Below are 25,509 nucleotides of genomic sequence, written 5' to 3'. Positions count from 1 at the left end.
CCAAACGCACCCAGCCAGCGCAATCTCTACCGTTGCGGAAAATGAGCTGAAATTCTTAAAGTCGACCCGCCGTAGGTTCTTCAGATCCTTCGGAAAACCGAAGGTTCACGCTCGAATTTTGTCGCTTGTGGGATGCCAGTGGAAAAAACCGGTTTCGTGCGGGGATGCTCGCTCAGTCCCGCCTCGCCATCCAGCGTTTGCTCGAGAACAGGACCCCACGGAATTCTAAAACAGACTCTAAACCGCTTTTTTTCTATTATTTCCCAGCCGTCCAGTTGTATTTCTTTGGTCGTGAAGCACCGCGTCGCGTTTAAAGTATTATGGTCCGCCCTTGTCCTGGCCTGTGCGGGCCAGACCCACGGCCAATCCCTCATTGAGGGGAAGGTCACTTTGCCCAAGCCGCAGCCGGCGATGGAGCCACCCCCGCACTATGAGGGCCAAATAGGCCAAGTGGCCCCGCCAGACCCGCCGGTGGCAGTGGTTTATCTCGAGGGCGCATTCCCAACGGCCAGTACAAGCCCCGCATTCGTTACCAACCAGGTGTTCCAACTGGGAATGCAGTTCCACCCTGCCGTGCTGCCAATCCAGGTCGGAACGACTGTGGCCTTTCCCAATGAGGATGATTTCTATCACAACGTATTTTCGTACTCCAAGCCAAAGCGTTTCGATCTGGGACGCTATCGCAAGGATGACCGCCCGCCCCCGACAATCATCTTCGATAAACCCGGCGTGGTGAAGTTGTACTGCGAAATCCACCATTACATGCGAGGAGTCATCCTGGTCCTGGACACCCCCTATTTTACGCGCACCCAAACCAACGGCCTTTACAGATTAGAGAATCTGCCTCCAGGCAATTTCATGCTGAATGCATGGATTGACGAAAAGCACATTTTTAAGAAACCTGTGACGCTCGAGCCCGACCAGAGGCTGCATGTGGATTTCCAGTCGAAGTAAAGACAATTTATGAAGGGGGCTGCCCTGCTTTTATGGCTGATCGTCTTCGGAGCCACTGCTCGAGCCCAATCCTGGTTGGATGTGCTGCAGGATTCTTTGAGTCTCAAGAGCCCAAACGGTTTCTTCCAATCGGATTTAACAGGCCTGTTGGATTTGGAAGGCTATTACGTGGACCAGAGGCCCCCTGGATTGCTCTTTGAGAACGAAAGCTTCTTCAATCCCAGGCTCAGCCTCTTCCTGGATACAAGCCTGGGCCCCCACTTGTACTCCTTTGTGCAGGTGCGATTGGACCGTGGGTTCGACCCGGGCGAGAAGGACTTCGACGCGCGCGCCGATGAATACCTGCTGCGCTGGACACCGGGCAGCGACAGCAGGATCAGTTTCCAGTTCGGCAAGTTTGCCACTGTGGTGGGGAGTTGGGTAAAGCGACACGATTCCTGGCAGAACCCGCTGATTACGGCTCCACTGCCTTACGAAAATATCACAACCATTTCGGATGAATACCCTCCAGTCTCTCCCGCAGACTTCCTCGCCCGGCGCCACTTGCCCGATATGAAAGACGAGTGGATTCCTGCAATTTGGGGGCCGGTTTATGCAACGGGCTGGGGACTTTTGGGCGTTGTTGGGAAAATCGATTATGCATTCGATATCAAAAACGCATCCATTTCATCGCACCCGTATTCATGGGAGTTGGGCGATTCTTTATGGCAATACCCCACCCTCAGCGGGCGTTTGGGGTTCCGGCCAAATCCGGCGTGGAACCAAGGAATGTCCTTCAGCATCGGCCCTTATCTTTCGCCTGAAGCCGCGGACGCATTGCCGCCAGGCAAAGGCATCGGTGACTATAACCAATTCACCTTTGGCTATGACCTCAGTTACGCCCACCATCACTGGGAATGGTGGGGCGAGGTCTTCCTGACTCGCTTCGAGGTGCCCAACATCGGGAATGCCGATTTGCTGGCCTATTATTTGGAGCTCAAATACAAGATCAACTCGGGACTCTACGCGGCGGCACGCTGGAACCAGGAGCTCTATGGGACAGTTAACAATGGCGCCGGCGGACAGGAACCGTGGGATAACGATATGCTCCGGATTGATTTGGCCCTGGGCTATCGTTTCAATCGGCATCTCCAAAGCAAAGTCCAGTACAGCTTCGGTCACCGCAACACCTCCCTGCAGCAAGGAGAACAATTGTTAGCCGCCCAAGTCACTCTGAAGTTTTAATCCACGGCGCGAGTTCGGCTCACTCCTTATCAACTCGGACTCGATGCGGCACTGCCACATTTTCTTTCTGACGGCTCCCTGCAATGTGAAGTAACCCTACCAAACGTGGTGCTTAACGGCCTTAAGCAATTCGTGATTATTTGGATTTCGGGGAACCCGACCCCTCCCCGGCGCATCTCAGTGAAAAGGGCCGGGTTCGCGCTCTGCCCTCCAAAACGCTAATAAACATTTCCGATGATGAACGTATGAACACCAAAACACCGCTGCGCGCAGTCTTCTCATTAGGATTATCACTGGCAGTTTGCGGCCTCCTCAACGTGCCGCCTTGCCTGCATGCGGCCACCGTGAACGTCAGCGTCGTTGATTTCGCCTTCACTCCGGCGAGCGTGACCATCAATCAAAACGATGAGGTCACCTGGAACTTCAGTTCGGCCAACCAGGCCCCTCACTCGAGCACCAGCGACGGCGGATTATGGGACTCGGGCATTCTCGGCGCCGGCGCCGGCTTCAGCCACACCTTCAACTTGAGCGGCAACTTTCCATACCATTGCACCGTGCACCCGTTCATGACCGCATCGGTCACCGTGCAAGCGCCTCCTACCCCGCCGCCTCCTACAAATAACCCTCCCCCGGTAAGTACAGCGAGCGGCTACGTTGAAGGCAAGCTGGTCGCCGATATGGCCGGCAATGCCTTCCGCACCGACGCGCGGCTTGTCAATCCCTGGGGGCTGGTCGCCGGCCCGGACCTGATCGTCATCAACGACAATGGCACGGGCATCACGACCGTGTATGGCCCCATTGGCCAGCTCTATAGCTTTGATATCCAAATTCCCGCGCCTGGCGGCGGCACCTCTGCCCCTTCCGGCCTTGTCCTCAATGATACCTCCGCCTTCGTCGTCAACAATGCCGGACACCAGGCCCCCAGCCAGTTCCTCATGTCCACTGAAGACGGCGCCATCATCGCCTGGAACCACCAGATCAACGGTTCCAATGCCGTCATCGCCGTGGATAACTCGGCCTCCGGCGCCGTCTATAAAGGTCTCGACATCGCGCGCGACATGAACGGCAATCCTCAAATCTATGCCGCCAATTTCCATGTGGGCGTTGTGGACGTCTTCGATTCCAGTTTCCAATATGTCTCCTCGTTTACCGATTCGAATCTGCCGCCCAATTTTGCTCCATTCAACATCCGCAACGTCCAGGGCTACCTCCTGGTCAGCTTCGCACTCCAAAAACTGCCGGACGCCCACGACGATGCAGCCGGTCCGGGCAACGGCTTTCTGGACCTCTTCGATACGGACGGCACGCTCCTGCGGCGGTTCACATCCCAGGGCGCGCTCAATTCGCCTTGGGGCCTGGCCGTGGCGCCGGCGAACTTCGGCGAATTCAGCAACGCCCTGTTGGTCGGCAATTTTGGCGACGGTAAAATCAGCGCCTATAATCTCCTGACGGGCAAATGGCTGGGGTACCTCAAGGATACCAGTGGCAACGATGTCGTCGTTGATGGGCTGTGGGGTTTGAGCTTTCAGCGCTCATCCTGGGAAGACTCATTCAATGTCCCCCTCCCGCGACTCTACTTCTCCTCGGGCCCGAATGCGGAGGCCGATGGGCTTATGGGCTACCTGCGCCCGTTGAACACCCATTTTCCCGCAGCGCATTGAACTACCTGGTTCAGTTCGCCACACGGGCACGATAGAAACGGGCGGGAGCGGAAACGATGCATCAATTCAATCTGCGACCGGCGGTCGAATCCTTCGGCGCCACTTTTGGTCTGCAGGATGAGGAGCGTCTGTCGGTGGCAATTATACCTTCAGCTTCACGGGTGGCACGCTGAAATCACATCCGCAACCCCAACCGTTACCGCCAGCCCCAAGAGCAAGACTCATGGAATGGCTCTAACGCTTAATGACATCATAATTATAGTCGAACCAGGAATTGAATTTATGAGAAAAATTCGAGTGGCCTTTCTTGAGTGTCCGGCTCGCCCCGTACCAATTCGCCAGCGCGTTATACGGGCTGTGGCGCCATCCGATACTCACAATGAATTTTGGCTGACAAACATCTGGCCTATGAAAGCCATCTTCATCGTTCGAGTGGATTCTTCGCGATTACCTTGCTAACTCGGGCTGCTTTGAAACGACCTCCAGGAGGCGTAGGATTTCCGGCTTGGGTTGCAGGTCGTGAATATCTTCAGTGGCGGGCGCGCCTGCGTTGATCCACCACTCGATCAACGCAATCTCCTGGGCCGTCGGTTGCGGCTGGTCTTGAGGAGGCATGTGATCATCTGCGTCCAAAGGCAATAACATGCGCTGAACCGCCAGGCTGGCCTTGGCTTGGCCGGGTTTGATTACAGTACCATCCTGACCGCCTCGCAGCAAACCTTCCAAACTATCCAGTCGCAGGTCCGCCTTGTGCTTTTCCCCTCGGTGGCAGGCCACGCAGCGTTCTTGCAGAATCGGTTCGATAATGCCCGCGAAAACAGGCTGCCTGGTAAATGAGGCGCTGGGCCTTGCAGCTTCCCGAACCCTCGGTTCGCCCAGTAACGCTCGCAGAGGCCCGGGAGCATAGCGGGTAAGAAAACCCCGTCCGTGGGTAATCGAGCCGCCCAGATGACCCGTAACGGCGAGCAGCCCAAGTGTTGCAAACAGCGCAATGCGATAAGACCAAATCCGCTGCCATTGCCGTAGCAGGAAGGTTATCAGGCATGCTGCGCTTAAGGCAAATCCCAGCCGCCGATGCCAGTCCAGCAGGTGCCGATCGTAGCCACTGGCATGCCCCAACATCCAGCCACTCGCGGCGGAGACCAAAACTGTTCCGCAAACAAAGCCCAGGATCCATCGGCTGTTTTGCGCCGCGTCTTTCCAGCGAGTGAAAATGCTCACCAGTTCCAAAACTCCCAGCAGCACCAAACCGCCGATGGGCAGATGCACCAGCAGCGGATGGAAGTGGCCCAGGAACAACAGCAGGTTGCTTGGGTCGTGCCTCAAATGGAAGCTTTCCTGGTGCGCGGTGCTCGCTCACGTGGGGCGAAACCGCGTAATTGTTTCATGAACAGGCTTTAGCACCACGCGTGCCATAATAACGGCGCCCAAACTCCAACCCCATTTGAGCTGCCGCGGGTCAAAAAAGATACCGCATGGTGCGAAATCGGAATGGTTGGTCCGATTTCGGAACGCGATAAAGGACATGCCGCAGAACTAGGGCAGGCTACCCGGTCACTCTTTCGCGTGTAATCTATTTCAATCTATTTCATGAATCTCATTTGCGCAGATTCCGATAAAGCCCTTCAAAACAGTCCATGCCTCTATCCAGCAATTTGCCATCAGGGATTCCAGTGTGTGCCCAGCCGTTCAGCACGCAATTGATGCCAATGCACTCGTTGCTGTGGAACTTTTCGTCCTCCAGGTCCGCGTCATGAACCATTTCGGCCATTCTGAGCACGGCTCGGTCCACAATCCCAAAGCGCTTCACCAGCGTCTCGAATGTACAATCCTCTCCATGATGGGAGAAATCCACATCGGCCATATCGAAGGGGAGCGCTTTGGGGTGCTCTGCCGGGTCCATACCAAAGACAAATCTGGCTTTGTCATCGATAAATCGGCGAATGAGCCACGCCGAGCCGGCGCGATCAATACCAGGCCGTGGGCGAGTCAGCCAGGTCTTGCCGACAAAGGCGCTTGAATCCAACTTCCGCCCGACCTCGCTCCTTTTTCTTGGAGCCAGAGCCTTCTTGACCCGTTCAAGCGCTACCTGGGCATCGTGCACCCCGGGCGAGTTGAAATAGTCGATGGCGCGAATCTGTCTGAAACGCCGTTGACACTTTTCCAACTCCGCTGAGAACTTGGCCTCGGCTCCCTTCTTGTGCCAGACCAGCGTGGCGCGGCTCGCCACAGCCAACTCCTTATACTCTTGGGTGCGGGCCTGGTTGAACATCCCTCTGACCTCAAGGTCCGAGATCCCGTCGATCTCCCCCACTCGAACCAGAGTTGCTTCGCCGCCCGCGTCACGAACCTGCTTCGATAGCCACTGACACCGCTCGTATTGTGCTGGGTCGTCGGGCAAGACGTAGCCTGAGGTCTTAAGCTGGACCGCGCCGAATGTCTTGAGCTTGCGCCACAGGTTCACGCGTTGGCTATTGCGCGAAGCCGGCAGCGCATAGAGCAGGAGCAGCCACTGCGAAGTTTGTGTTTGAAACAATCGTTTTGTCATGTAATATGTATTACGCAAAGATGATCGGCAAAGAGTTCACCACAACCAGGAATTTCACGCGTCTATTTTCCGTTCAGAAATTCGAGCTGAAATATGCCCAAATGTCAAAGACTGCATTGGGCTCGATCCTCCGGATAATAGCTTTTCGGTCAGTCCAAAAAGCAAGAGAATCCATTTGTTGGGACCGATCATTTGGAAGTAGGCTATCAAGATAGCAGGAGCGGCGCAACCGCCGCCAGTGTTCGGCGGCGCGATTCAACTAAAGTGAGCGATTCGAATAAAGTCGATGCCAATTCTGACCTCCGGACATCCCGAAAGCGTCCGGCTCTTGGCCTTGTTGCCTTTGCCGTCCTTTGCATTTTAGGCGTTGTCGCCCTATATCACTACATCGTTACGGGCGGTTTGAGGGCCCGCCAAACCCCCTCGGCCCTCGAAACTGCCCTGGCACAGGGGTTGGTGAACTTCAGTATTCCCAACCAAGAAAAGTCCCGCAGGAATCCGCTCAATGAAAGCGCCACCGGTCCGGATACGGCTGCCGGGCAGGGATTATATCAAAAACATTGCGAAGTTTGCCACGGCTTTGATGGCGGCGGGAAAACTGTTGCCAGTGGTGGATTGTACCCGCCGCCGCTTGATCTGCGTCACGTTGCTCTTGTGAGGCGCAAACGGACGGATGGCGAACTCTTTTATTTTATTCGCAATGGCGTTCGCAACACCGGCATGCCCGGGTGGCAATTGACGGAGCAACAGATTTGGCAGTTGGTCGCCTATATTCGCGCTCTGCCCGAAACTGTTACGGCGGATGCGACTGCGCCAACTGACGAACACGGATTTACCACGCGCACCGCTCATTACGTCGGCTCGGCTGCGTGCAGAAAATGTCACGCCAGCATTTACGAAACCTGGCGCACAACACCCATGGCCAATATCGTGCGTAACCCGCGAGAGCATCCGGACGCAATCATTCCCGATCTCTCAACCAAGGACCCGTTGGTGAGTTTTACGGCCGCCGACATTGCCTTTGTTTACGGCAGCAAGTGGAAACAGAGATATTTCAAGAAGATCGGCGACGACTACTATGTGTTGCCCGCGCAATGGGACGTCACGCATCACCAATGGCGCCCCTACTTTGTCAAAGAGGACTGGTGGGCGCCCTTATATCCGCCTGATAATTTTAGGCGTCCGACCAGCGCGCTTTGCGACGGCTGTCACTCAGTGAATTATGACATCAAAACCAAGACAGTGACAGAATGGAATGTGGGTTGCGAAAAGTGTCACGGGCCGGGGAGCGACCATGTGCAGCATCCGACCAGTTCCAATATAGTCAATCCGGCCCGCCAAGGCTACGTTCCAGCCAACGATGTTTGCATCCAATGCCATTCCCAGGGCCGAGCGTTGGAGAATCCAATAGCGGGAAAGTATTATGATTGGCCCGTGGGTTACGACGTGACGCGGAAGCTGAGCGACTTCTGGAAATTAGAAGACCACAAGCTCGGAGACACATCATTTACCCATTTCGGTGACGGAACCGCGCACAAGAATCGTATGCAGGGCAACGACTTCGTCACGAGCCTGATGTATACGCATGGGGTTACATGTTTCACCTGCCACGACGTGCACGGCACCGGGAATAGCGCGAATCTGCGAAAGTCAGCCCGCGTTCTTTGCCTCGATTGCCACGGCCCTAATTCTCCCAATGGGCCTCACGCCGCCACAATCGAGCAGCATACACATCATAAGGCGGACAGCGCAGGCAGCGAGTGTATCGCGTGCCATATGCCGAAGATCGCGCAGACTATCGCCGACGTGAATGTCCGCAGTCATACCTTTCGCTTTGTTTATCCCGCCATGACCGAAGCTCTCCACATTCCAAATGCGTGCAACAACTGTCATTCTGACAAAACGACAATGTGGGCTACGGCTGCTCTGAAGACATGGGCGGATCGTTCACCGTGGCGCATCGGCCAATGAATCGAAACTCTTCACTTTCGGAACGCAATAAAGGACATTTGGCCGAATCCGCTTCATCCGGGCCGGTGCGCGCGTAAGGTGTATCCTCTGTTGTCCTGCTCGCGGTCGGTACGCGACCGACACTGGCTAGAACACAGGCGGCGGTAAGCGGCCCTTTCGGTGAGCAAGCAGGGCCAGCTTGAGGTGGGGAGGTGGTTCGATGCGGCGGAAACTCGCCTGGATCGCCTCTTGGAAAAGCTGGTGTCGCTCAAACCAACCGCCTAATTCGGGGTCATTCCGGGCAAATTCAATCGCTTCGGCAATTTGGGGGTCTTCCGCGTCCGTGGACCCAGGCCGATACAACAGCAGAACCTCCTTTGCATCTCTCCGCGTCATGCCCTCTCCCCCTGCCTGCGGGCCGGCGCATGCCTTTTTTCGGATTGAGCCATGTTCAAATTCTCAGGTCATTGCTGTTCCAGAATCGCTCGGCCAGAAGCCAGCTTTCAGACCAGGTATGACGGTTGTTTTCTGTTCGTGACCAATTACACAGCAAATCGGCGTGCGGCGCCTATTTATGCAGTTTACGCAACCAAATCACAACCTTGCAAAGTTGGCCGCTACTGCCCTTTGTATGAGTGCTGAAAGGCCGAAAAGTTTCCCAGTGGTCACCAGCAAGTGTCTGCCCCAGGACTGATAAACACTTGAGTGCGGGTTCTGGCTTCACTCGCTTGCGCTTTCCACGATTTGGCAGGGGCTGCGCACACCAGGAAAATGACAGTCACCATACTGGCTTCGAATCTAATGACGCCGTCTCACGTTAAAATGCCCCTGACAATTTGGCCTTCGACATCCGTCAGGCGGAAATCGCGTCCTTCGTACCGGTAAGTGAGGCGCTCGTGGTTGAAGCCGAGCAGGTGAAGGATGGTTGCCTGGAGATCGTGCACTGTTACCTTGTCTTTGGTAACGGCGAATCCGAGTTCATCCGTTTCACCGAAAGTGATGCCCCGTTTAATGCCGCCGCCGGCCAGGAAAATGGTAAAGCAATCCGGATAATGATCGCGCCCGAGAATGTGTCCCGTCGAAGTGCGCCCTTCCCGGAACGGGGTGCGGCCAAACTCGCCGCCCCAAACAATCAAGGTTTCATCCAGCAACCCTCTCTGGCGCAGGTCCCGGATGAGCGCCGACACTGGCCGGTCCGTTCGCGCGCATTTCTTGGTCAAACCATCCCGGATATCCTCGCTTTCGCTCACCCCGTGAAAGTCCCAGCCCCAATCGAACAACTGCACAAAGCGCACGCCTTGTTCCAGCAGCCTGCGCGCGAGCAGACAGTTATTGGCGAAGCTGGCCTCGCCGGGCCTGGCGCCGTAGGTCTCGAGCATCTCCTTGGGTTCGCGTGAGATATCCATCACTTCCGGGACGGAAATCTGCATCCGGTAAGCCAGCTCATACTGAGCGATGCGGGTGATGGTTTCCGGGTGGCCCAGGTCGCGGGCCTGTTCTTCGTTTAAATCGCGTAACAAATCCAAGGTCTTGCGCCGCATCGACCGGTCCATGCCCGGGGGGTCCGATACGTACAGGACGGGGTCCCCCTTGGAACGGCATTGCACTCCCTGAAAGACCGAAGGCAGAAACCCGCTGCCCCAGGCGGCCGGACCGGCACTGGGTTGAGTCCCGCTCGAAATGAGGACCACGAACCCGGGCAGATTCTCGTTCTCGGTTCCCAAACCGTAAGTGACCCAGGACCCCATTGAAGGGCGGCCTTGGCGGGGCGAACCGGTAAAAAGTAAGAGTTCGGCGGGTGTGTGATTGAACTGGTCGCTATTGAGCGAACGGATGACGCAGAGTTCGTCAGCGACCTCATGCAGGCGCGGGATGGCGTCAGACATCCAAATCCCGCTGCGCCCATGCTGCGAGAATTGGCGGGGTGTTCCCATAAGCTTTGGGACGCCGGTGGTGAAGGCAAAACGCCGTCCCTTGAGGTACTCGTCCGGGCAGGGCTTGTCGTTCCATTTCACCAACTCTGGTTTGTAATCGAATAAATCCAGGTGCGGTGGTCCGCCCGACATGTGCAGGTAAATGACTCGTTTGACCTTTGGCGCGTATTGAGGAGCTTTTGGAGCGAGCGGGTTGGGAGCATTCGCCCCCTCGGCCTCGTGTTCGAGCAGACTGGCAAATGCAATGGCTCCCAAACAAAAATGACCAGTGCTTCGGAGGAAATTTCGCCTGGTGACCTGCTGAATGGTTTCGAATCCCGGGTCCATAAATTAATTCAAGGTTTCATCAGGGTCTCATCCAAGTTTAATAGCACGTTAGCCACAACGGTCCAAGCGGCCAGTTCTGCAATGGGAATGCCTTCCGGGGCTGGTCCCAGGGGTTTAGTGGCGATTGTTTGGGCCTTCTGCGGCGTTCGGGCATAATCGGCGCGAGATTCATCAAAGAATGCGGTCAGCTTGCCAAGCTCGGATTGGTGTGGCTGTCTGGCCAGGCACAATCGAAAGCCATAGCCGGCTTTGGCCGCGACAGAGCCGGGCGCCTGGGCCATGCGCCGGGCCAGGGCCTGGGCCGCCTCGATATAAACCGGATCGTTTAAGGTGACCAGGGCCTGCAAAGGCGTGTTGCTGCGGGGACGGCGCAAAGCACAGATTTCCCGGCTCGGGGCATCAAAGGTGGCCAACGAGGGATAAAGACTGGTGCGACGCCAATCGATGTAAATGGCCCGCCGATACCGATCCTCCCCCTCGCTGGTGCTCCAATCCAATGAGCCGCCAAAAGCCGCGCTCAGACCCAAGGAGGGGCTGGGCGGACGAACCGGCGGCCCGTACATCTTGCGGCTGAGCAAGCCGCTGGCAAACAAGGCCTGGTCCCGCACTTCCTCCGCCGTTAGCCGGAAACGCGGTCCACGCGCCAGCAACAGATTATCCGGGTCGCGTTCAAGCAATTCCGGTGTAACGCGCGATGACTGGCAATAAGTAGCCGAGGTGACCAGCAGCCTTAAGAAGGCCTTGATGTCCCACTTCTGGGCCAGCAGTTCCGTCGCCAGCCAATCGAGCAACTCCGGGTGCGTGGGCAGGTCCCCCTGTGAGCCGAAATCCTCGCTCGTTCGCGCGATGCCCGTCCCAAAAATCTGTTCCCAGAATCGGTTTGCAATCACGCGTCCAGTCAGCGGGTTGTCTTCATCCACCAGCCAGCGGGCAAGACCCAGACGGTCGGGTGCGGCGCCTTTGGGCAACGGAGGAAAAACGGCTGGAACGCCGGGTGTTACTTCCTCGGCAGTTGCGCGGAAATTCCCTCGGATTTGCACGTGGGTTTGGCGCCGCTTATCTCCGGTCAACTCGCGCATAATCGGCACGGTATTGGGCCTAATATCCGCCAATTGCTTCCTGAGCTGCGCCAGCCGTTCCTGCTTGGGTTTGAGGTCCGCCGGAACCTGATTGGTCCCTGGGTCATCCAGCGTAATTCCGAGTTCTTTCTCGAGCTGCGCGAGTTCGCTTCTCAGTTTCGCCTGCTCTTGCTTTTGCTCGGGTGTGGGGAGCTCCAGCACGGGGACCTCATCGCTCCGGTCGGCATCCTCGGTATTATTGAAGATGGCAAAGAGCCGGAAGTACTCCTGTTGCGAGATGGGATCAAACTTATGGTGATGACACTGGGCGCAGGCCATCGAGGTGGCCATCCAGACCGCCATGGTGGTGTTGACGCGATCTACAATGGCGGCGTTGCGGAATTCCTCACGGTCGGGGCCCCCTTCATGATTGGTCATCGTGTTCCGATGGAACGCCGTGGCAATTTGGTCCTCTTCGGTCGCGTCAGGCAGCAGGTCGCCGGCAATCTGCTCGATGCTGAACTGGTCAAAAGGCTTATTGCAATTGAATGATTTAATGACGTAATCGCGGTAAGCCCAGATGACTCGGGGCGGGTCGTCGGCATAACCGGCTGAATCGGCATAGCGCGCCAGGTCCAGCCACATGCGCGCCCAATGTTCGCCGTAGGCGCTGCTTGCCAGCAGGCGGTCCACAAGCCGCTCGTAAGCGCCTGGCCTCTTATCGTTTATGAACGCCTCCATTTCCCCGGGTGTGGGCGGCAGGCCAGTGAGGTCCAGCGAGACCCGCCGAATCAGGGTCGCCCGGTCCGCAGGCGGGCTGGGCTTGAGCCCTTGCTGCTCGATCCGGGCGAGGATGAAGCGGTCAACCGGGTTGCGTGGCCAGGTTTTGTCCATCACTTCAGGCAGGGCCGGACGCGTGGGCTTAACGTAAGCCCAGTGCATCGCGTAAGGAGCGCCTTGGGCAACCCATGAGCGCAGCGTCTCAACCTGGGCGGCATTGAGCTTTTTGCCCGAGTCTGGCGGTGGCATGTGCCGTTTCGGATCGAGAGCGGTAAGGCGGGCCACCAGCTCGCTTTTGTCCGGGGCGCCGGGAACAATCGGCGTCAACCCCGATTTTGCCGGCTGCAAAGCTACCCCGCGCAAATCAAAACGGAGATTGGCTTTCCTGGCCGCGTCGTCCGGTCCGTGGCATTTATAGCAGTTTTGGCTCAGGATCGGGCGGACCTCGCGGTCATAATCGACCTTCAAGGAAGCCGCTGGGGAGGGCGCCGCGACACCCAACCGGCAACTCAGAACAATCGCAAGCCCTGCACGAGGCCAGAATCCCGGGTTTGGCCAGGGGCGCTGCATGCCGCGACAGCCCCTTGGAATGCGGCAGCCCGCTGCCGCTTTTCGCAGGTAACTGAATGCGACGGGCCTGTTTCTCATGGAGTAACGAACGGCTAATAATCTCCTTCGGCTGGTCTAATAGGTCAAGCAGGGGGTTTTAGGCCTCGCCACTGAAAGGAACCTTAGCCGCAAAAGAACACAACGAACGCAAAGAGAGTAGAAACCTAGCCCTGCCCTATTGTGCCACTACCCGCAAAAACGTCGCGGGCACGCTTGGCACGGGTACTGGCACAACCTGGGGATCATTGGTCAGCGTCACGGATTGAACCGTTTGCCAGATGGCAGGCATGAGCGCAGTGGCTTCCTGCACCTGGTGGACGTGGCCCACGTCCCCATGGATGGTCAGCATCAAGTTATTGGCGCCGATTGCCAGTGAAAGCTGCGGTGGCCGTGGGAGAGAAATGGCGTTTTGAGGGTCATCGCTAAAATCGGGAATCCCGTTCAGATTGGCGTCATTTGTGTCCGTAATCGAGAGCACCCAAACCGCATAGGGATAGGCTGAGTTTTGGGTCCCGTCATCGTCGAACTCGACGTATCCGGCGTAATTGGTTGGGTAATTAGGGTCACGATAAAAATAATGGTTGGTGAAATTGAGGCTTTGCTGGTTGCCGCCAATCATGGCGTTCCAGATGCCGGGTTGGATAACAAGGGCGTTGAAATGGTTGGTGTCGGTTTTATCAAACTCGACGGCCCCTTGAAATGTGTTGTTCGAGCTGGTTTGGCTGAGGGTAACGGTCCCAGTGACCACGTTGGTTCCCGGGATGTACGAGAGGGCGCCGGTATATTCGAGGATATCGAACGTCGAAATGAATGTGCCCCAATAAGCGCCCAGGACGCTGTCGTTAAAGGTCATAATGCAATATCCGCTTTTCGAACCGGCAGGCCGATACCAGGTAGTGTTGATACTGCCGTCATATTCATTAAAATCCGTAGCATCAGTATAAACGTAGGACCCTGTAGTGACCTGGTTCGTCACTCCCAAGGCAACTTCAAAGAAATCGGGGAAGCGATTGCTGTTCACGTCGCTGTCCGCAGGCACGGTCAAAAAAATTGAGCCCGAAGAGGCGTACAGAAGTGTGCTGTCATAAATCCACATGCCGCTGGCGTAGTACTCGGTGCCCGGCAGGGTTATTTCTTCGCCCGGCACCCGGGAAGGGTACAACTCATCCGCGCCGGATGGGAGTCCGCCCATGCTGTTGAGGGTGACCGTGTCGCCGTACTGGTTGGTCCCCTCGTGGACGGCGACCGAAACACAATAGAGCCGCAGTTGCGCAGTCTCAGCGCCAAGGAGAGGCAAAGAAGCAAGGGCAAGAGCAACCAGCAGGCAGAAAGATATCCTTTTCATGATTCGTTCCTGTCGCGAATCCTGAACCCGAATGGCAAAGAAGTCAAGGAATATCCATCCCCAACTGCTCTTCTCCTTGACACCCGGCCCCGGCAAGGGTGAGATAGCCTCGTCCATCCAAAAAGAATGAAGACGGCTTTTGAAAAGCTGGCAGTATGAGACAAGGCATTGGGCGCTGGGCAATGCTGGCTGGTCTCCCGTTGGCAATCATTATCTCCTCGGCCCGTGGCGCCGAAACCACCCCTGCGACACAGAGCGCTGACCTCGCGGCGCAAGAAAAGCAAAAGTGCATTGAGCACCTGAAAATTATTTACAAGGCCATCCAGGCCTACGAGGCTGACCACAAGGACCTGCCGAATTGGCTTTCGGACTTGGTCCCTAAATACCTCGATGACCCGAATGTGTTGCTCTGCCCGGTGTGCCGGCGGACGGGCAAAGTTGAGAGTCCACCCCTGGCAGACCCTAAAATCCCGTGTTCCTACCTGTTCGAGTTCTGTCTGCTGCCTCTGGGCAACTCAGCCCGCAACGCCCCCAACCGCACGCGGCGGGAATGGAAACGGCGGCAGATGGGTCTTTTGGGTTCGGTGGTGCCGATTGTGCGTTGCCGTCACCATGGAGTGGCGCTCAACCTGGCCTTCGACGGGACTATCTATGAAAGCCCGCCCATGTGGGAGACGGTGTTTACGAACCGCATCAATATCGCGAGGCTCACTGCAGCCAGCCTTTTTGCCAATGACTCTCCCACGACCACTGAGCCGCCGGTGGAGACCGCTCAGCCAAGGCAATTCCCGCCGCGCGATGCCAATGCGCCGGAGCGCTTGCTCGACCTGACTCCGTTTTACAATGCGACCTTGACCGAATCCTGGCATGGCCGCACCGCTGGCGCCATCGCCAATAACCTGGCGGAGTTGCCTTCCGGGCTGCAGACCTTCGCGGGTGTGGAATTTGATGTCCGCGGCGTTGTCCAACTGGGAAGCACTTCCCGCTCGGCAACTAATTTCCCTGCTGCGATCAAGGGAATCCCCGTGCATCAAAAATGCCGGCGCCTGCATTTCCTGCATGCAGCCGCTTTTGGAAATGCGCGGCAGGAAGGAAAAGAGATTGGCAGCTATATTATCCATTATGCCTCCTCGCCCATGCGGCTGGAAATCCCCATCGTTTATGGTGAGGCGGTGCGGGACTGGCATAAACTCGAGAGAGAACCTGAACCCGGAAAGGACCTCAAGGTGGTGTGGACCGGAGAGAACGAGTTGAGCAAGAGCCAGGGCCGTTCTTTGCGGCTTTTCCTGACGACTTGGACCAATCTTGTTCCTGACATGGAAATCGACAGCATCGATTACGTCTCCGAGATGAGCATCGCCGCGCCTTTTCTCATTGCCATTACAGCCGATTAATCCGTGAAACAATCCCCGCGCAAAACCGAGGCCCTTCGCGCAACCCGCTGGCAAAGGGTGTTGGGATGCTTAGCCCTTTGTTTGGCAGTGGCCATAACCACCGCCTGTTTTGGCCAGACCCTGCGCCTTACAACCTGGAACCTTGAAGCGCCCAATGCCGGCGCGACAACAAATCGCGATTGGCTCCTCCAGCAGGCTGCCACGCTCAAAGAGCTGAATCCCGACCTGATTGCCCTGCAACACGTCCGGGATTGGCAAACCTGCGCGCAACTGGCTGAGGCGCTCGGGCCAGGCGAATATAATGTCGTGCTCTGCTCCGCCTTTCATGACGCTTCGATCGGAGCCTCAGAAGCCGGCCAAGTGGCATTTCTGTCCAGAGAAAAGGCCTATTTTTCGTGGGCTGAACTGTGGCAACCGCCTGGTGGCAACCCGCTGCGCCCTGGGACGGGCGCACCCCGCCGGCCTTCTGGCGGCGGGAAGCTCCCCGGCGGATTTGCTTTCGTTGCCATGCAAGCCGGTAAGGTGCGGGTTGGGGTTTTGTCCGTCGAGTTCGACAGCGGTCTCTCTGCGGAGGCCGCCGTCAGCCAATTGTTGGCGCAAGTGGATTCTATCCGGCACTGGGAAGCCAACCGGGTGCAGAGCTTCGTAATTGCTGCGACATTTGATGCGCCGGTGGGAAGCGGCGCAGACGCGCGCGAGGAAACATTGCGCCGATTGCTCGATGCTGGATTTGTCGATACCGACCTGGGGAAGGCATCGAATCCAAGAACGACATTGACACCCAACCGCGATCAGCCCGGCATGGCCGCAGACTACATCCTCAGCGAATCCACCGCTTTTCCGCTGGACTTCCGCAGCGCACCCGCTGCCGCGCATTACCCGGTCACGTGCAGCCTGGAATTGGACCCGGCAAAGGTCGCGGCCAGTTTCGCCACGCGCGCCGATGAACTGGAACGCCGCTCGAGGGCCCTTGCCCGTGAGGCCGCGGCAAACCCGGGCGGCCTGGGGGGAGTGGTTGGCTCGCGCCTCCCCTGGTGGCTGGCGGCTGGTTCGGGCGCGCTGGCCGCTTCGGTGGCATTCCTTTGGTTTTTCGCCAGAAGGCCCCAACTGCGCGTTGGCCCGTCTGCTCTTATCCCTGAAACTTTCGATAATCCCCAGGCGGTTTCCTCATCCTACACGGTCGTCATGGCGCCTCTTTCGAGCACCAGTTCGGCTGCTGAACACGCGGCCCCATTGGCGGCGCCCCATCCGGTCATCCACCTGGAAAACCCGGGCGCGACCCAGACCCAATCCGCCTGGCAGCAGCGCGCATTGGCCGCCGAAGAAAAAGCAGAACGCACCCAGGCGCTCGTGCGGAAAGGCATGATTCCGCACCTGCAACGTTGGCTTAAACAGAAAGTGCTGCGCAGGCTGGTAGCCGACCGGTCAGAATTGCTCAACGCGCAGCAGGCCGCTACTCACAAAGCGCGCGCAGTGGATGAGCGGCTCACGCGGATCGAGCTGCAAATCAAGCAGCAAAACCTCGCCTACGAACGGCGCCTCGAGGAACTCACCCTCGAACTCCTGGCTGCCAAGGAGGAGAATCGCGAACTCATCCGCGCCAGGATTGTTCAAGTCAAAGCCGAAATGGAAGCCGCGCGCGCAAGGGCCCTGGCCCAGGCCAATGCCCCCGCAGAGCCAAGCCAGGGAGAACCATGAAGCCCGGTCATGTGGGCGCAACGGGAGGGATTTCGGAACAGTTCGAGGCAAAATGAATGAAGCGATAGTTGGCGTGAGTAGGTGTTAGTAACCGTGATTGCCGCTTGAAGGCATTGATCAGGCACTGAGAAGACCAAACGAACCAAAGCGGCTTCGCAGTCTTCTCTGTGCCTGTGCCTCTGTGGTGAAAAGGGTTGCCAATGGGCATCAGCCAGGCGGAGCGCCCCTGGAAAATGCGGCTGCTCTTTGCTGCCCAGTTCTCAAAGAAAAGCGGAGGCGGCGCTTGACGGGGCCATAGCCGCATTGAGAGCATAAACGCGCTCAGAATATGATCCGGGTTTGGCACAAGAACGGCTTTGCTTATTGCGGCGCTGCTGAGCCTAACACCTTCCGATTCCATGCCTACCGCATACGATAATGTTCCCTACCCGAGCGCGGTTTATCCTCAGACGCATCCGGACCGACTCGCCACCATCGGCCATTTATTCGGCCTGACACCGGCGCGGGTGGAGAGCGCGCGGGTGCTCGAATTGGGATGCGGCGATGGAACGAATATCACCGCGATGGCCCTTACGCTGCCGCAGAGCCAGTTCTGCGGATTGGATTTGGCGAGCGCGCCCATCCGCAAGGGCAAAAAGGTCGTTGCGGCGCTGAATCTGGCCAATGTGCGCCTCGAGCAAATGGACCTGTTGGAAACCCCGGCGGACCTGGGTCAGTTCGATTTCATTATCGCCCACGGGCTCTACTCGTGGGTGCCTCCCGAGGCGCGCGAGAAGATACTGGCAATATGCCGGGGGCACCTGGCTGAGCAGGGCATCGCTTACATCAGCTACAATTCCTATCCGGGCAATCACCTGCGGGACCTTGTCCGAAGCATGATCCGCTTTCATGTGCGGCAGTTCCCTGAACCACAGGAGCAGGTTCGACAGGCGCGCATTTTGATTAAATTCCTTGCGACGGCCAAAGCCAAGGAGAGTCTTTGGCAACAGGTTCTGCGCCAGCAATTCGACCGTATCCAGCGTTATGTGGATGCTGGATTCTTTCATGACGACTTGAGCGCCGCCAACCAGCCATTCTATTTTTACGAATTCGCCGAAGCAGCCGCGCGCCACAAACTGCAGTTCCTGGCTGAAGCGGATTTGACGGACATGCAGGTTGCAGGGCTGACAGACGAAGCCCAGGGCGTCCTGCGCAACCTCGAGCAATGCAACCTGGTGGCGCGGGAACAGTATCTTGATTTCATCGAAGGTCGCTCGTTTCGCCAAACCTTGCTCTGCCACGAAGAACGCGCTCTCGAGCGGGACTTGAAGCCGGAGCGGGCGCAGGCGTTATGGATTGCGGCAGACAGCCGCCCGGCAAAGCCAAAGGCGGGCCTTACCGGGCCGGCAATTGAGGATTTCCAACGCGGCAAAGCCGTCATCGCCACCAGCCATCCGGCCCTCAAGTGCGCCCTGGGCCTCCTGGGCGAGGTTTGGCCCCGGCGCGTGCATTTTCAGGAGTTGCTTGAGCAGGCCCGTTCACGCGCGGGACGCGAGGACGGCGGGCCGGCGGTTTCGATACAAATGGATGCGCAGGATTTGGGGGAATTTCTCCTGCGCTGCTACATGGTTGGGTTCGTCGATTTGCACGCCCATCCTTCTGTGTTTGTTACCAAACCCTCCGCGCGCCCCGTCGCCAGCCCTTTGGCCCGGCTCCAGATTCAGCAGGGCCCGGTGGTGGTTTCGTTGCGGCATCTGACCCTCAAGATCGAAGACCGCCTGGGGCAGGAGTTGCTCAAGTTGCTTGATGGCACCCGCGACCGCGAACAGATTGCGCGCCAACTGGCAGACCTGGTCCAATCCGGCAAGGTCCCTTTACCGGACCAGGGGGCGCCCGTAACGGCGCCCGAACAAATGGAAAAGCGACTGCGTGAAGGCCTCGATCACAGCCTGCAAAACCTGGCAAGGCTGGGACTTCTTGTGAACCCAGTGCTGGTGGAGAAAATTGCCGGGACGATTATGAGCCGCAAAAGAACACACAGAACGCAAAGGAAAGGGGATTTGGACCGCAGATAATGCAGATGGGCGCCGAGGGGAAATGGCAGCTTAGATTCTTTGTTTCGCACAACTTCCGGGTGAAGAGACTCCTTACTTCGTCCCTGTAAAGGTTTGGAACCGACCTTGTCATTGGCCATGGTTCTCAGGCTGTGCTATTCATCACTAATGAAAACGGACCTGAAAGGGAAGTGGGTTTTAATCACGGGCGCTTCCAGCGGATTCGGCGCGGCTGCGGCGCGGGCGTTCGGCGCCAAAGGGGCGCGATTGTTGCTCGGAGCGCGGCGCCTCGAACGTCTCGAACAGGTGGCGACCCAGGCGCGCCAGGCAGGAGGGGCGGAGGCGCATTTCCATCAGTTGGATGTCGCGCAGACGCCCAGCGTCGAGTCTTTCATGGGTTGGGCGCGGGAGCGGATAGCCCAGAGAGAAGGGCAGGCGAGCGGGCCGCGGGGTTCGGGCGCCAAGCTCGACGTGCTGATCAACAATGCCGGCGGAGCCCACGGTTTGGAAACCGTGGCCGAAGCCAAAGACGAAGATTGGGAAGCGATGTTTCAATCCAATGTGCTGGGTCTGCTGCGGGTCACCCGCGCCGCCCTGCCGCTGTTAAAGAATAACCCGGGCAGCTCCATTTTGAATATTGGGTCTGTGGCCGGTCATGTCGCTTATGAAGGAGGGGCCGCCTATTGCGCGGCAAAAGCCGGTGAGCTGCAAATCACCCGTGCGCTGCGCCTCGAACTCAATGGGACCGGGATTCGTGTGGGAACGATTGATCCGGGCCTGGCAGAAACGGAGTTTTCGCTGGTGCGTTTCAAAGGGGACGCGGCGCGCGCGGGCAAAGTTTATGAGGGAGTTCATCCGCTCACAGCAGAAGATATTGCCGAGGTCCTGGTTTGGGTGGCCAGCCGTCCGCCCCACGTGAACATCGATGAATTGCTGATTAAACCGGTGGACCAGGCCGCCATTCACAAGGTGTACCGCAGGAAATGACTAAATCCCGCGATTTGCCCGCCAGAGCAGGAAAGCGCCGACAGATTCAAACAGGAAATTCGGCAGCCATACGATGAGTTGCGGCAAATATTCCGGACGGGTTTGAAAGGCCTGGCCGAGGACGATAAAGCTGTAATAGACGGCCACGAGGAGCAAGGCAATCCAGATGCCGACGTTGGTCTCACGCCGTTGCACGCGGATGCCAAGGGGAATGCCGATGAGCGTGAATCCGAAACAAGCGAATGAAAACGCCACCTGCCGGTGGATTTGGAAGATAATCGGGGTGATGACTTCTCTGCGCCGGTCTTGCAACTGCTTCTTTGCAGCCTTCCGTTGCTCCGGGGTGAGATTCTTCAATGCTATGGGGAAACTGATGCGGCGCTCCAGGTCGTGGAGTTCATCCCAAAGCTGCCCGAAGGTCATATCGTCGATCTTGGGCTGAAACGAGGGGCTTTTCGCCGAATTGAGATCGAGGTAAATGGGGATTTCGCCGAAGTTGCCCGCGCTCCTCGAGTCGGAGCCCAGCGTAACGAAACGCGCGTTATAGAGAGTGAGGTCAATCCGATTTTTGGCTTTATCAATCTCCATTTTCCCGGTTTCGGCGTGAATCTTGCGCGTCACATTGGTCTGGTTCTGCAATTCAAGAATCAACACGTCTTCGAGGTTGCCTTTGCGATTTTTACCGACATAAAACATGTAGCCGGGGAAATCCTTAATGAGGCGGCCTTCGGGCAGATAAGTGGTCGAAAACTCTCTCTCGAGCTTGAAACGGATTGCGGTGTAGGCGACCCGGCAGCGGGGTCCGAGTTCCATGTTGATGAGAGCGCTTAGGCCGCACAGGACCAGGCTCAGCAGCAGGATGGGTGAGATGAGCGAGAGCAGGCTGATCCCGCTGGCGCGCACGGCGGTAAACTCCTGGTCGGCGCTGAAGCGGCCAAAGATCAATAGCGTGGCGGTGAGCATGCCCATGGGCAGCGCGAAGACCCAGACGAAGGGCACCAGCAACCCGATGGCTTGCGCAACCACACCGAGCCGCACCTGGCCGCTGACCAGCCAGGGCAGGATTTCCTTAAGGGCATTGCCCAACAGCAAGACGAAGGTGAACACCATCACTGTCATGACCAGCGACGCGAGGATCTGACGCGTCAGATAGATGTGCAACGTCTTCAAAACGGGGTTTAGGATCGGAAGCTTCAGGCCAAATCTCAAGGCGGATTCCGATTAGACAGCGAAAAGATTCGGTGCTAATGACAGCGTCGCAGCAGTTTGGCGTTTTGTTTGAGCCATTTCTCGGCCTGCTCAAATGAAGGGCAAAGCCGCGCCACCTCGCGCCAAAAACGGCGCGAGTGGTTCATCTCGAGGAGATGCGCCAGTTCGTGCAGGATGATATAATCGCGGACGTGTAAGGGCGCCTGGACCAGCCGCCAGTTGAGCGAGACCGTTCCACGGCGCGAACAGGACCCCCACCGGGAGCGTTGGTTGCGAACGCTGACACGGCCAAACGTCAGCCCGTTGGCAGCCGCAAGTTCGAGCACCCGCAGGGGTAGTTCGCGAGCGGCCATCTGCCACAGGTGGCATTCGATTTCGGGGCGCAGATCGCCCCCTGGATTTTTGACGCGCACGACCTCCCCGGCAAAACGAATCAAATTGGCTTCAACGTTGCTCTCTGACTCTAGGGTGACAAGCTCTCCCCGGAACAAGATTTGCCTGCCGGCAGGCCATGCGCTGCTTTGGGAGCTTTCGGGGTTCGCTCGCGGCAGGTGTTTATCAATCCAGGAGATATTGCTGTGAGCGAACCGCCTTGCCTCCACAGCCGAGCCGCCCCGCGGTATCGTCACGCGCGCCGAACCGTCCGGGCGCAGGCGCAGGACATATCGCCGCGCGCGGTGGTTAGGCACCAGCCAGAGCCGCACATCCCGGCTTCCTACTCGCAGACAATCTGGTTTCGAATCAAACCCGCTCCAACTCAGCGGCCCCGGCGTTAGCGCAAACTGTTCCTTCATGCGAAAAGCTGGCCGATATTGGTCGGGCAGGCGGTCTGCTTGCCGCCTTCAAAGAACCTTTCGGCCTGCCCTTGGCTCCATTTGCGCAGGCGGTATAAGGTCGCGAACGCAAAGTCCGGGGCCGCTCCGCCCTGGCCTCCGGCTACTTCAGCCCCGCGGCGGACGTTGTCCATCATCCAGGCGGGCAGCAGCAGGTGATAAGGGTTGCGTCCTACTTCGCCGACATGAAAGCTGGTGGCTGCCATCATGTCTCCCAGGTCCTGCTGGCTGATTTCAACCAGCAGGTTTGGATCGCTCATCGCCCCCCAAAACTCCGTCTCGACCAGAAAACATTCGAAGCTCGAAGGCATTTGTTTCAGAGCATCCATCGCCAGGAAATGGGTCCCGATATGCGTGCTGTTCCAATCGCCTTCGTGGGGGAATATGAGCACTTTGGGCAGGTTTGTTTCTATAATCTCGCGAATGGCCCCCACGCAGGCCGACCAATGGGCGGGATCGCTTTCTCGAGTCTTGGGATGAATGTTTTGAAGCCCTGCGCCCGAGGGCGGGCGCACCCCGGCCACAACCAACCCGAAACCCAGGTAGCGGCATGCGTTGGTTACTTCCTGCAGCCGGCCCGCGTGGCGCTCTTTTTTGCTGCCGAGCGTGACGGCTACGTTGATGACATTCATTTGCGCCTCGCGCAGCAAACGCACGGCGATGCCGCCCGAGATGCATTCGTCATCCGGATGCGGCGCCAGGAAGAGGGCTTTGGGGGCGTCTGCCGCGAGAGCAGGACGCCGCGCCGGCTCGAAAGTCCCCAGGGGAAAGGACCTGCCTTGCTTGAGCAGGTGGGCATAATCATTGACGAGTTTGTGGTAGGGTGTCATAGGGGTCCAGGCAAGCTCGCTGCGGCCACGGCCTGGCCATGGCGTTTTTCCGCTTCATCCGGAATATGAAATTGGAGCCTGTTCGACAACTCGGGGAACTCCGCCTGGAGCACTTGCCTGGCAGCGGCGATCATGACCTCCCCCCCGGGGCCGGAGGTGACGCGGCCAAGAATCAGGATGTTTTCTAAATCGTAAAAATCAGCAAAATGCGCAACAGCGTAGCCGAGGAAAGCTCCGATTGTTTCGTAAATCTTCCGCGCCCGATAATCGCCCTGGCTCATCAGCGTCTGAACGTGCTTTAACTTCTCCGGCAAGGGAAGGGCGGAGTCGGTTTCAATCCCCGCCAGGGCGAGCAAACGTCCGACGCACTGTTGCGAGAAGTATTGCGAGCCGCAGCCGTAATCCCCGGACCATTCGTCAATCGCCGCGCCGGGATTATAGTCCACCGGCACAAAGGCAAGCTCGTTTATCCAATTCGTAATGTTCCCCTCGGCATTCACATAACCCCCAGCGGTGCTGGTGCCCAGGGCAATACCCAAAACCCGGTTCTTGCCTAAGGCCATCGAGCCGGCCAAGGCCGTTACCTCGCCATCGTTCATCACTTCAAAAGGAACGTCCTGCCATGCTTTTCTGATTTCCAGGAACAACGTTTTCACCCGTTGATTGAAGACATCGGCGGGAACGCCGCGAAACAAGGAGGCAACTTTAACCTGGTTATGCAGGTAAATGCCGGCCGCGCTGCCGCCGATGGCATCCACACGGGGCATGTGGCCCGCCGCCTTGCGCAGCGAATCCATAATCCCTTCGTAGTGGTAGCGCGGGTCCGTCTGGAAGTAGGGGTCCCACGCCGTTTCCTCGCTGAAGACCACTTTCCCATCCATAACAGCCGCCACCTTTCGATCGCTCCCGCCCAGATCAAAGCCAATACGGCAGCCCTCGAGATGGCGCCCCAGGACAGTCCCGCTGTGACGCTCAGCAGGGAGTTCCTTTGCAGGGACGATTTCGAGCGGATGCTCGAACATGCGCTCGCCGACTATATTGGAATCAAACTGACCAGAAGGTGTCTCGCGGTAATAAGCTGACAGTTGGGCTGCCAAAGCTGGCGGTCCTGAAAAATGGAGCCGGAACCCACCTCGCATCCACAGCAATGCCTTCACCAAACGCTCGATGTAAATAAAATTAGCCGCAACCAACGGGTGATTTTCGGGTAAGACCCCGGTATGGAACTGCGAAACATTGCCACCGGTTTGTTCGAGAGCCAGCCCGACCTGGACCGGATGGCCACTGGCGCGGACCAGTTGTCCAAAGGCGCGATTGGCCAGGACGGCCGGACGAAACGATGGTTCCAACACGGGCGTTATCCGTGGGGCAACCAGAGCCAGACCGTGGTTGAGGTTCATTAAGCCGAGACGTTCTAAACGAGCGGAAGCATCAGGGCAAGCCTTGACAAAGCAGGCGGGGCGAAGTATGAACGAAGCGACCCACAATATTGAGGAGAGCTTATGGATACGCAAATACATGCCAAGTTGGTGTCTGTGGAAGCTGACCTGCTCGAATCGATCGGTTATGAGGATGGAACGCGCATTTTGTACCTCAAGATGCGCACTGGAGAGACGCTTCGGTTCGATAACGTGCCCCGGTTCCGTTATCAGGGGCTTTTGGCGTCGCCGCGCAAAGACGCCTATTACAAGGCCTTCGTCCACGGCCATTTCATTTCCAGGCAGGCTTAGCTTAGCTTATTAATTTGCCGACGCCTCTCCCTCTCCCCTTCCGAAGGGGAGAGGGGGCCCTCCCTGTAGTCTATGCCCCGGCCCCATGTATAAAAGCTGATGCGGAGGCAGCCCGGTTGACCAGGATGGCGTCAGTAATCCAGGATAGCCACCACACGAAATATGAAAACGAATTGGTTCAAACGCGTCGGCTGGTTCTATCTCCCAGCCTCCATTCCAGGCAAAAGCCTGTGCCTGCTCTCGGCCCTTTTCTGCCTCACGGTATTCCGGGCAGCGGACCGGCATTCCCATTCCGTGACCGATACGCTTTACGGCGTCATTCCATTCTTTGTCTGCACTTTTCTGCTGATAGATTGGATTGGCGCGAGGTCAACAACCCAGCGATGAGAGGTGTTCCATCAAGGA

General features: G+C 57.6%; 21 protein-coding genes. 10 read left to right on the top strand and 11 right to left on the bottom strand.

The features are described from left to right. Positions 1–291 precede the first annotated feature (291 nt). The 3 genes from VG146_08330 to VG146_08320 all read left to right on the top strand — a co-directional run bounded on the left by VG146_08330 (position 292) and on the right by VG146_08320 (position 3,839). Positions 292–954: a carboxypeptidase regulatory-like domain-containing protein gene (locus tag VG146_08330; GenBank protein ID HEV2392356.1), complete on the top strand. Its 663-nt coding sequence runs from the start codon at positions 292–294 to the stop codon at positions 952–954. A 9-nt stretch (positions 955–963) separates the two neighbouring features. After that, on the top strand, positions 964–2,178 hold the full coding sequence (locus VG146_08325) for a hypothetical protein (protein ID HEV2392355.1): 1,215 nt from the start codon (positions 964–966) through the stop codon (positions 2,176–2,178). A 245-nt stretch (positions 2,179–2,423) separates the two neighbouring features. Next, a complete protein-coding gene (locus tag VG146_08320) occupies positions 2,424–3,839 on the top strand; it encodes a TIGR03118 family protein (GenBank protein ID HEV2392354.1) in 1,416 nt (471 codons plus the stop codon). A 234-nt stretch (positions 3,840–4,073) separates the two neighbouring features. Here the strand turns inward: VG146_08320 and VG146_08315 are convergent, their stop codons facing one another. From VG146_08315 to VG146_08305, 3 genes are all read right to left on the bottom strand, one after another. After that, a complete protein-coding gene (locus VG146_08315; protein ID HEV2392353.1) occupies positions 4,074–4,217 on the bottom strand; it encodes a hypothetical protein in 144 nt (47 codons plus the stop codon). A gap of 69 nt (positions 4,218–4,286) precedes the next feature. Then, positions 4,287–5,165, bottom strand: a complete 879-nt coding sequence (locus VG146_08310; GenBank protein HEV2392352.1) for a c-type cytochrome domain-containing protein — start codon at positions 5,163–5,165, stop codon at positions 4,287–4,289. A gap of 271 nt (positions 5,166–5,436) precedes the next feature. Then, complete coding sequence (locus VG146_08305; protein ID HEV2392351.1) at positions 5,437–6,387, bottom strand: chromate resistance protein ChrB domain-containing protein; 951 nt, start codon at positions 6,385–6,387, stop codon at positions 5,437–5,439. A gap of 264 nt (positions 6,388–6,651) precedes the next feature. Here VG146_08305 and VG146_08300 point away from each other — a divergent pair, with 264 nt between their 5' ends. Further along, positions 6,652–8,358, top strand: coding sequence for a c-type cytochrome (locus tag VG146_08300; GenBank protein HEV2392350.1), 1,707 nt, complete (start codon positions 6,652–6,654; stop codon positions 8,356–8,358). Positions 8,359–8,484: 126 nt separating this feature from the next. Here VG146_08300 and VG146_08295 read toward each other — a convergent pair whose 3' ends face one another. From VG146_08295 to VG146_08280, 4 genes are all read right to left on the bottom strand, one after another. Continuing rightward, positions 8,485–8,733, bottom strand: a complete 249-nt coding sequence (locus tag VG146_08295) for a hypothetical protein (protein HEV2392349.1) — start codon at positions 8,731–8,733, stop codon at positions 8,485–8,487. 416 nt (positions 8,734–9,149) lie between these two features. Next, positions 9,150–10,598, bottom strand: coding sequence for a DUF1501 domain-containing protein (locus tag VG146_08290; protein HEV2392348.1), 1,449 nt, complete (start codon positions 10,596–10,598; stop codon positions 9,150–9,152). A gap of 8 nt (positions 10,599–10,606) precedes the next feature. Next, positions 10,607–13,084 carry a PSD1 and planctomycete cytochrome C domain-containing protein gene (locus tag VG146_08285; protein HEV2392347.1) on the bottom strand — a complete coding sequence of 826 codons (2,478 nt, stop codon included), beginning with the start codon at positions 13,082–13,084 and terminating at the stop codon, positions 10,607–10,609. Positions 13,085–13,220: 136 nt separating this feature from the next. Beyond that, positions 13,221–14,390 (bottom strand): hypothetical protein, encoded by a 1,170-nt coding sequence (locus VG146_08280; protein HEV2392346.1) that lies wholly within the window; start codon positions 14,388–14,390, stop codon positions 13,221–13,223. Positions 14,391–14,545: 155 nt separating this feature from the next. Between VG146_08280 and VG146_08275 the strand changes: the two genes are divergently transcribed. From VG146_08275 to VG146_08260, 4 genes are all read left to right on the top strand, one after another. Further along, complete coding sequence (locus tag VG146_08275; protein HEV2392345.1) at positions 14,546–15,784, top strand: hypothetical protein; 1,239 nt, start codon at positions 14,546–14,548, stop codon at positions 15,782–15,784. Positions 15,785–15,787: 3 nt separating this feature from the next. After that, on the top strand, positions 15,788–17,482 hold the full coding sequence (locus VG146_08270; GenBank protein ID HEV2392344.1) for an endonuclease/exonuclease/phosphatase family protein: 1,695 nt from the start codon (positions 15,788–15,790) through the stop codon (positions 17,480–17,482). Positions 17,483–17,880: 398 nt separating this feature from the next. Further along, the gene (locus VG146_08265) at positions 17,881–19,536 is read left to right on the top strand and encodes a class I SAM-dependent methyltransferase (protein ID HEV2392343.1); all 1,656 of its coding nucleotides are present in this window, start codon (positions 17,881–17,883) and stop codon (positions 19,534–19,536) included. A 147-nt stretch (positions 19,537–19,683) separates the two neighbouring features. Then, positions 19,684–20,502, top strand: a complete 819-nt coding sequence (locus VG146_08260; GenBank protein ID HEV2392342.1) for an SDR family NAD(P)-dependent oxidoreductase — start codon at positions 19,684–19,686, stop codon at positions 20,500–20,502. Here the strand turns inward: VG146_08260 and VG146_08255 are convergent, their stop codons facing one another. The 4 genes from VG146_08255 to VG146_08240 all read right to left on the bottom strand — a co-directional run bounded on the left by VG146_08255 (position 20,503) and on the right by VG146_08240 (position 24,774). Beyond that, a complete protein-coding gene (locus VG146_08255; protein ID HEV2392341.1) occupies positions 20,503–21,672 on the bottom strand; it encodes an LptF/LptG family permease in 1,170 nt (389 codons plus the stop codon). Between the two features lie 74 nt (positions 21,673–21,746). After that, on the bottom strand, positions 21,747–22,505 hold the full coding sequence (locus tag VG146_08250; protein ID HEV2392340.1) for a SprT family zinc-dependent metalloprotease: 759 nt from the start codon (positions 22,503–22,505) through the stop codon (positions 21,747–21,749). Continuing rightward, positions 22,502–23,374 carry a PIG-L family deacetylase gene (locus tag VG146_08245; protein HEV2392339.1) on the bottom strand — a complete coding sequence of 291 codons (873 nt, stop codon included), beginning with the start codon at positions 23,372–23,374 and terminating at the stop codon, positions 22,502–22,504. Before VG146_08245 ends, VG146_08250 begins: the two co-directional genes overlap by 4 nt. Then, complete coding sequence (locus VG146_08240; GenBank protein HEV2392338.1) at positions 23,371–24,774, bottom strand: ROK family protein; 1,404 nt, start codon at positions 24,772–24,774, stop codon at positions 23,371–23,373. The genes VG146_08245 and VG146_08240 overlap by 4 nt, the downstream gene beginning before the upstream one ends. 102 nt (positions 24,775–24,876) lie before the next feature. On the opposite strand from VG146_08240, the gene VG146_08235 reads away from it, so the two are divergent. Both VG146_08235 and VG146_08230 read left to right on the top strand, forming a co-directional pair. Then, positions 24,877–25,104, top strand: a complete 228-nt coding sequence (locus VG146_08235) for a KTSC domain-containing protein (protein HEV2392337.1) — start codon at positions 24,877–24,879, stop codon at positions 25,102–25,104. A gap of 162 nt (positions 25,105–25,266) precedes the next feature. Next, complete coding sequence (locus VG146_08230; protein ID HEV2392336.1) at positions 25,267–25,491, top strand: hypothetical protein; 225 nt, start codon at positions 25,267–25,269, stop codon at positions 25,489–25,491. Positions 25,492–25,509: the final 18 nt, after the last annotated feature.

The sequence above is a fragment of the Verrucomicrobiia bacterium genome, assembly GCA_035946615.1.
GTDB lineage: Bacteria > Verrucomicrobiota > Verrucomicrobiia > Limisphaerales > UBA8199 > DASYZB01.
Note: the sequence above shows the minus strand (reverse complement) of the source record. Positions and strands in the feature narration are given on the sequence as shown.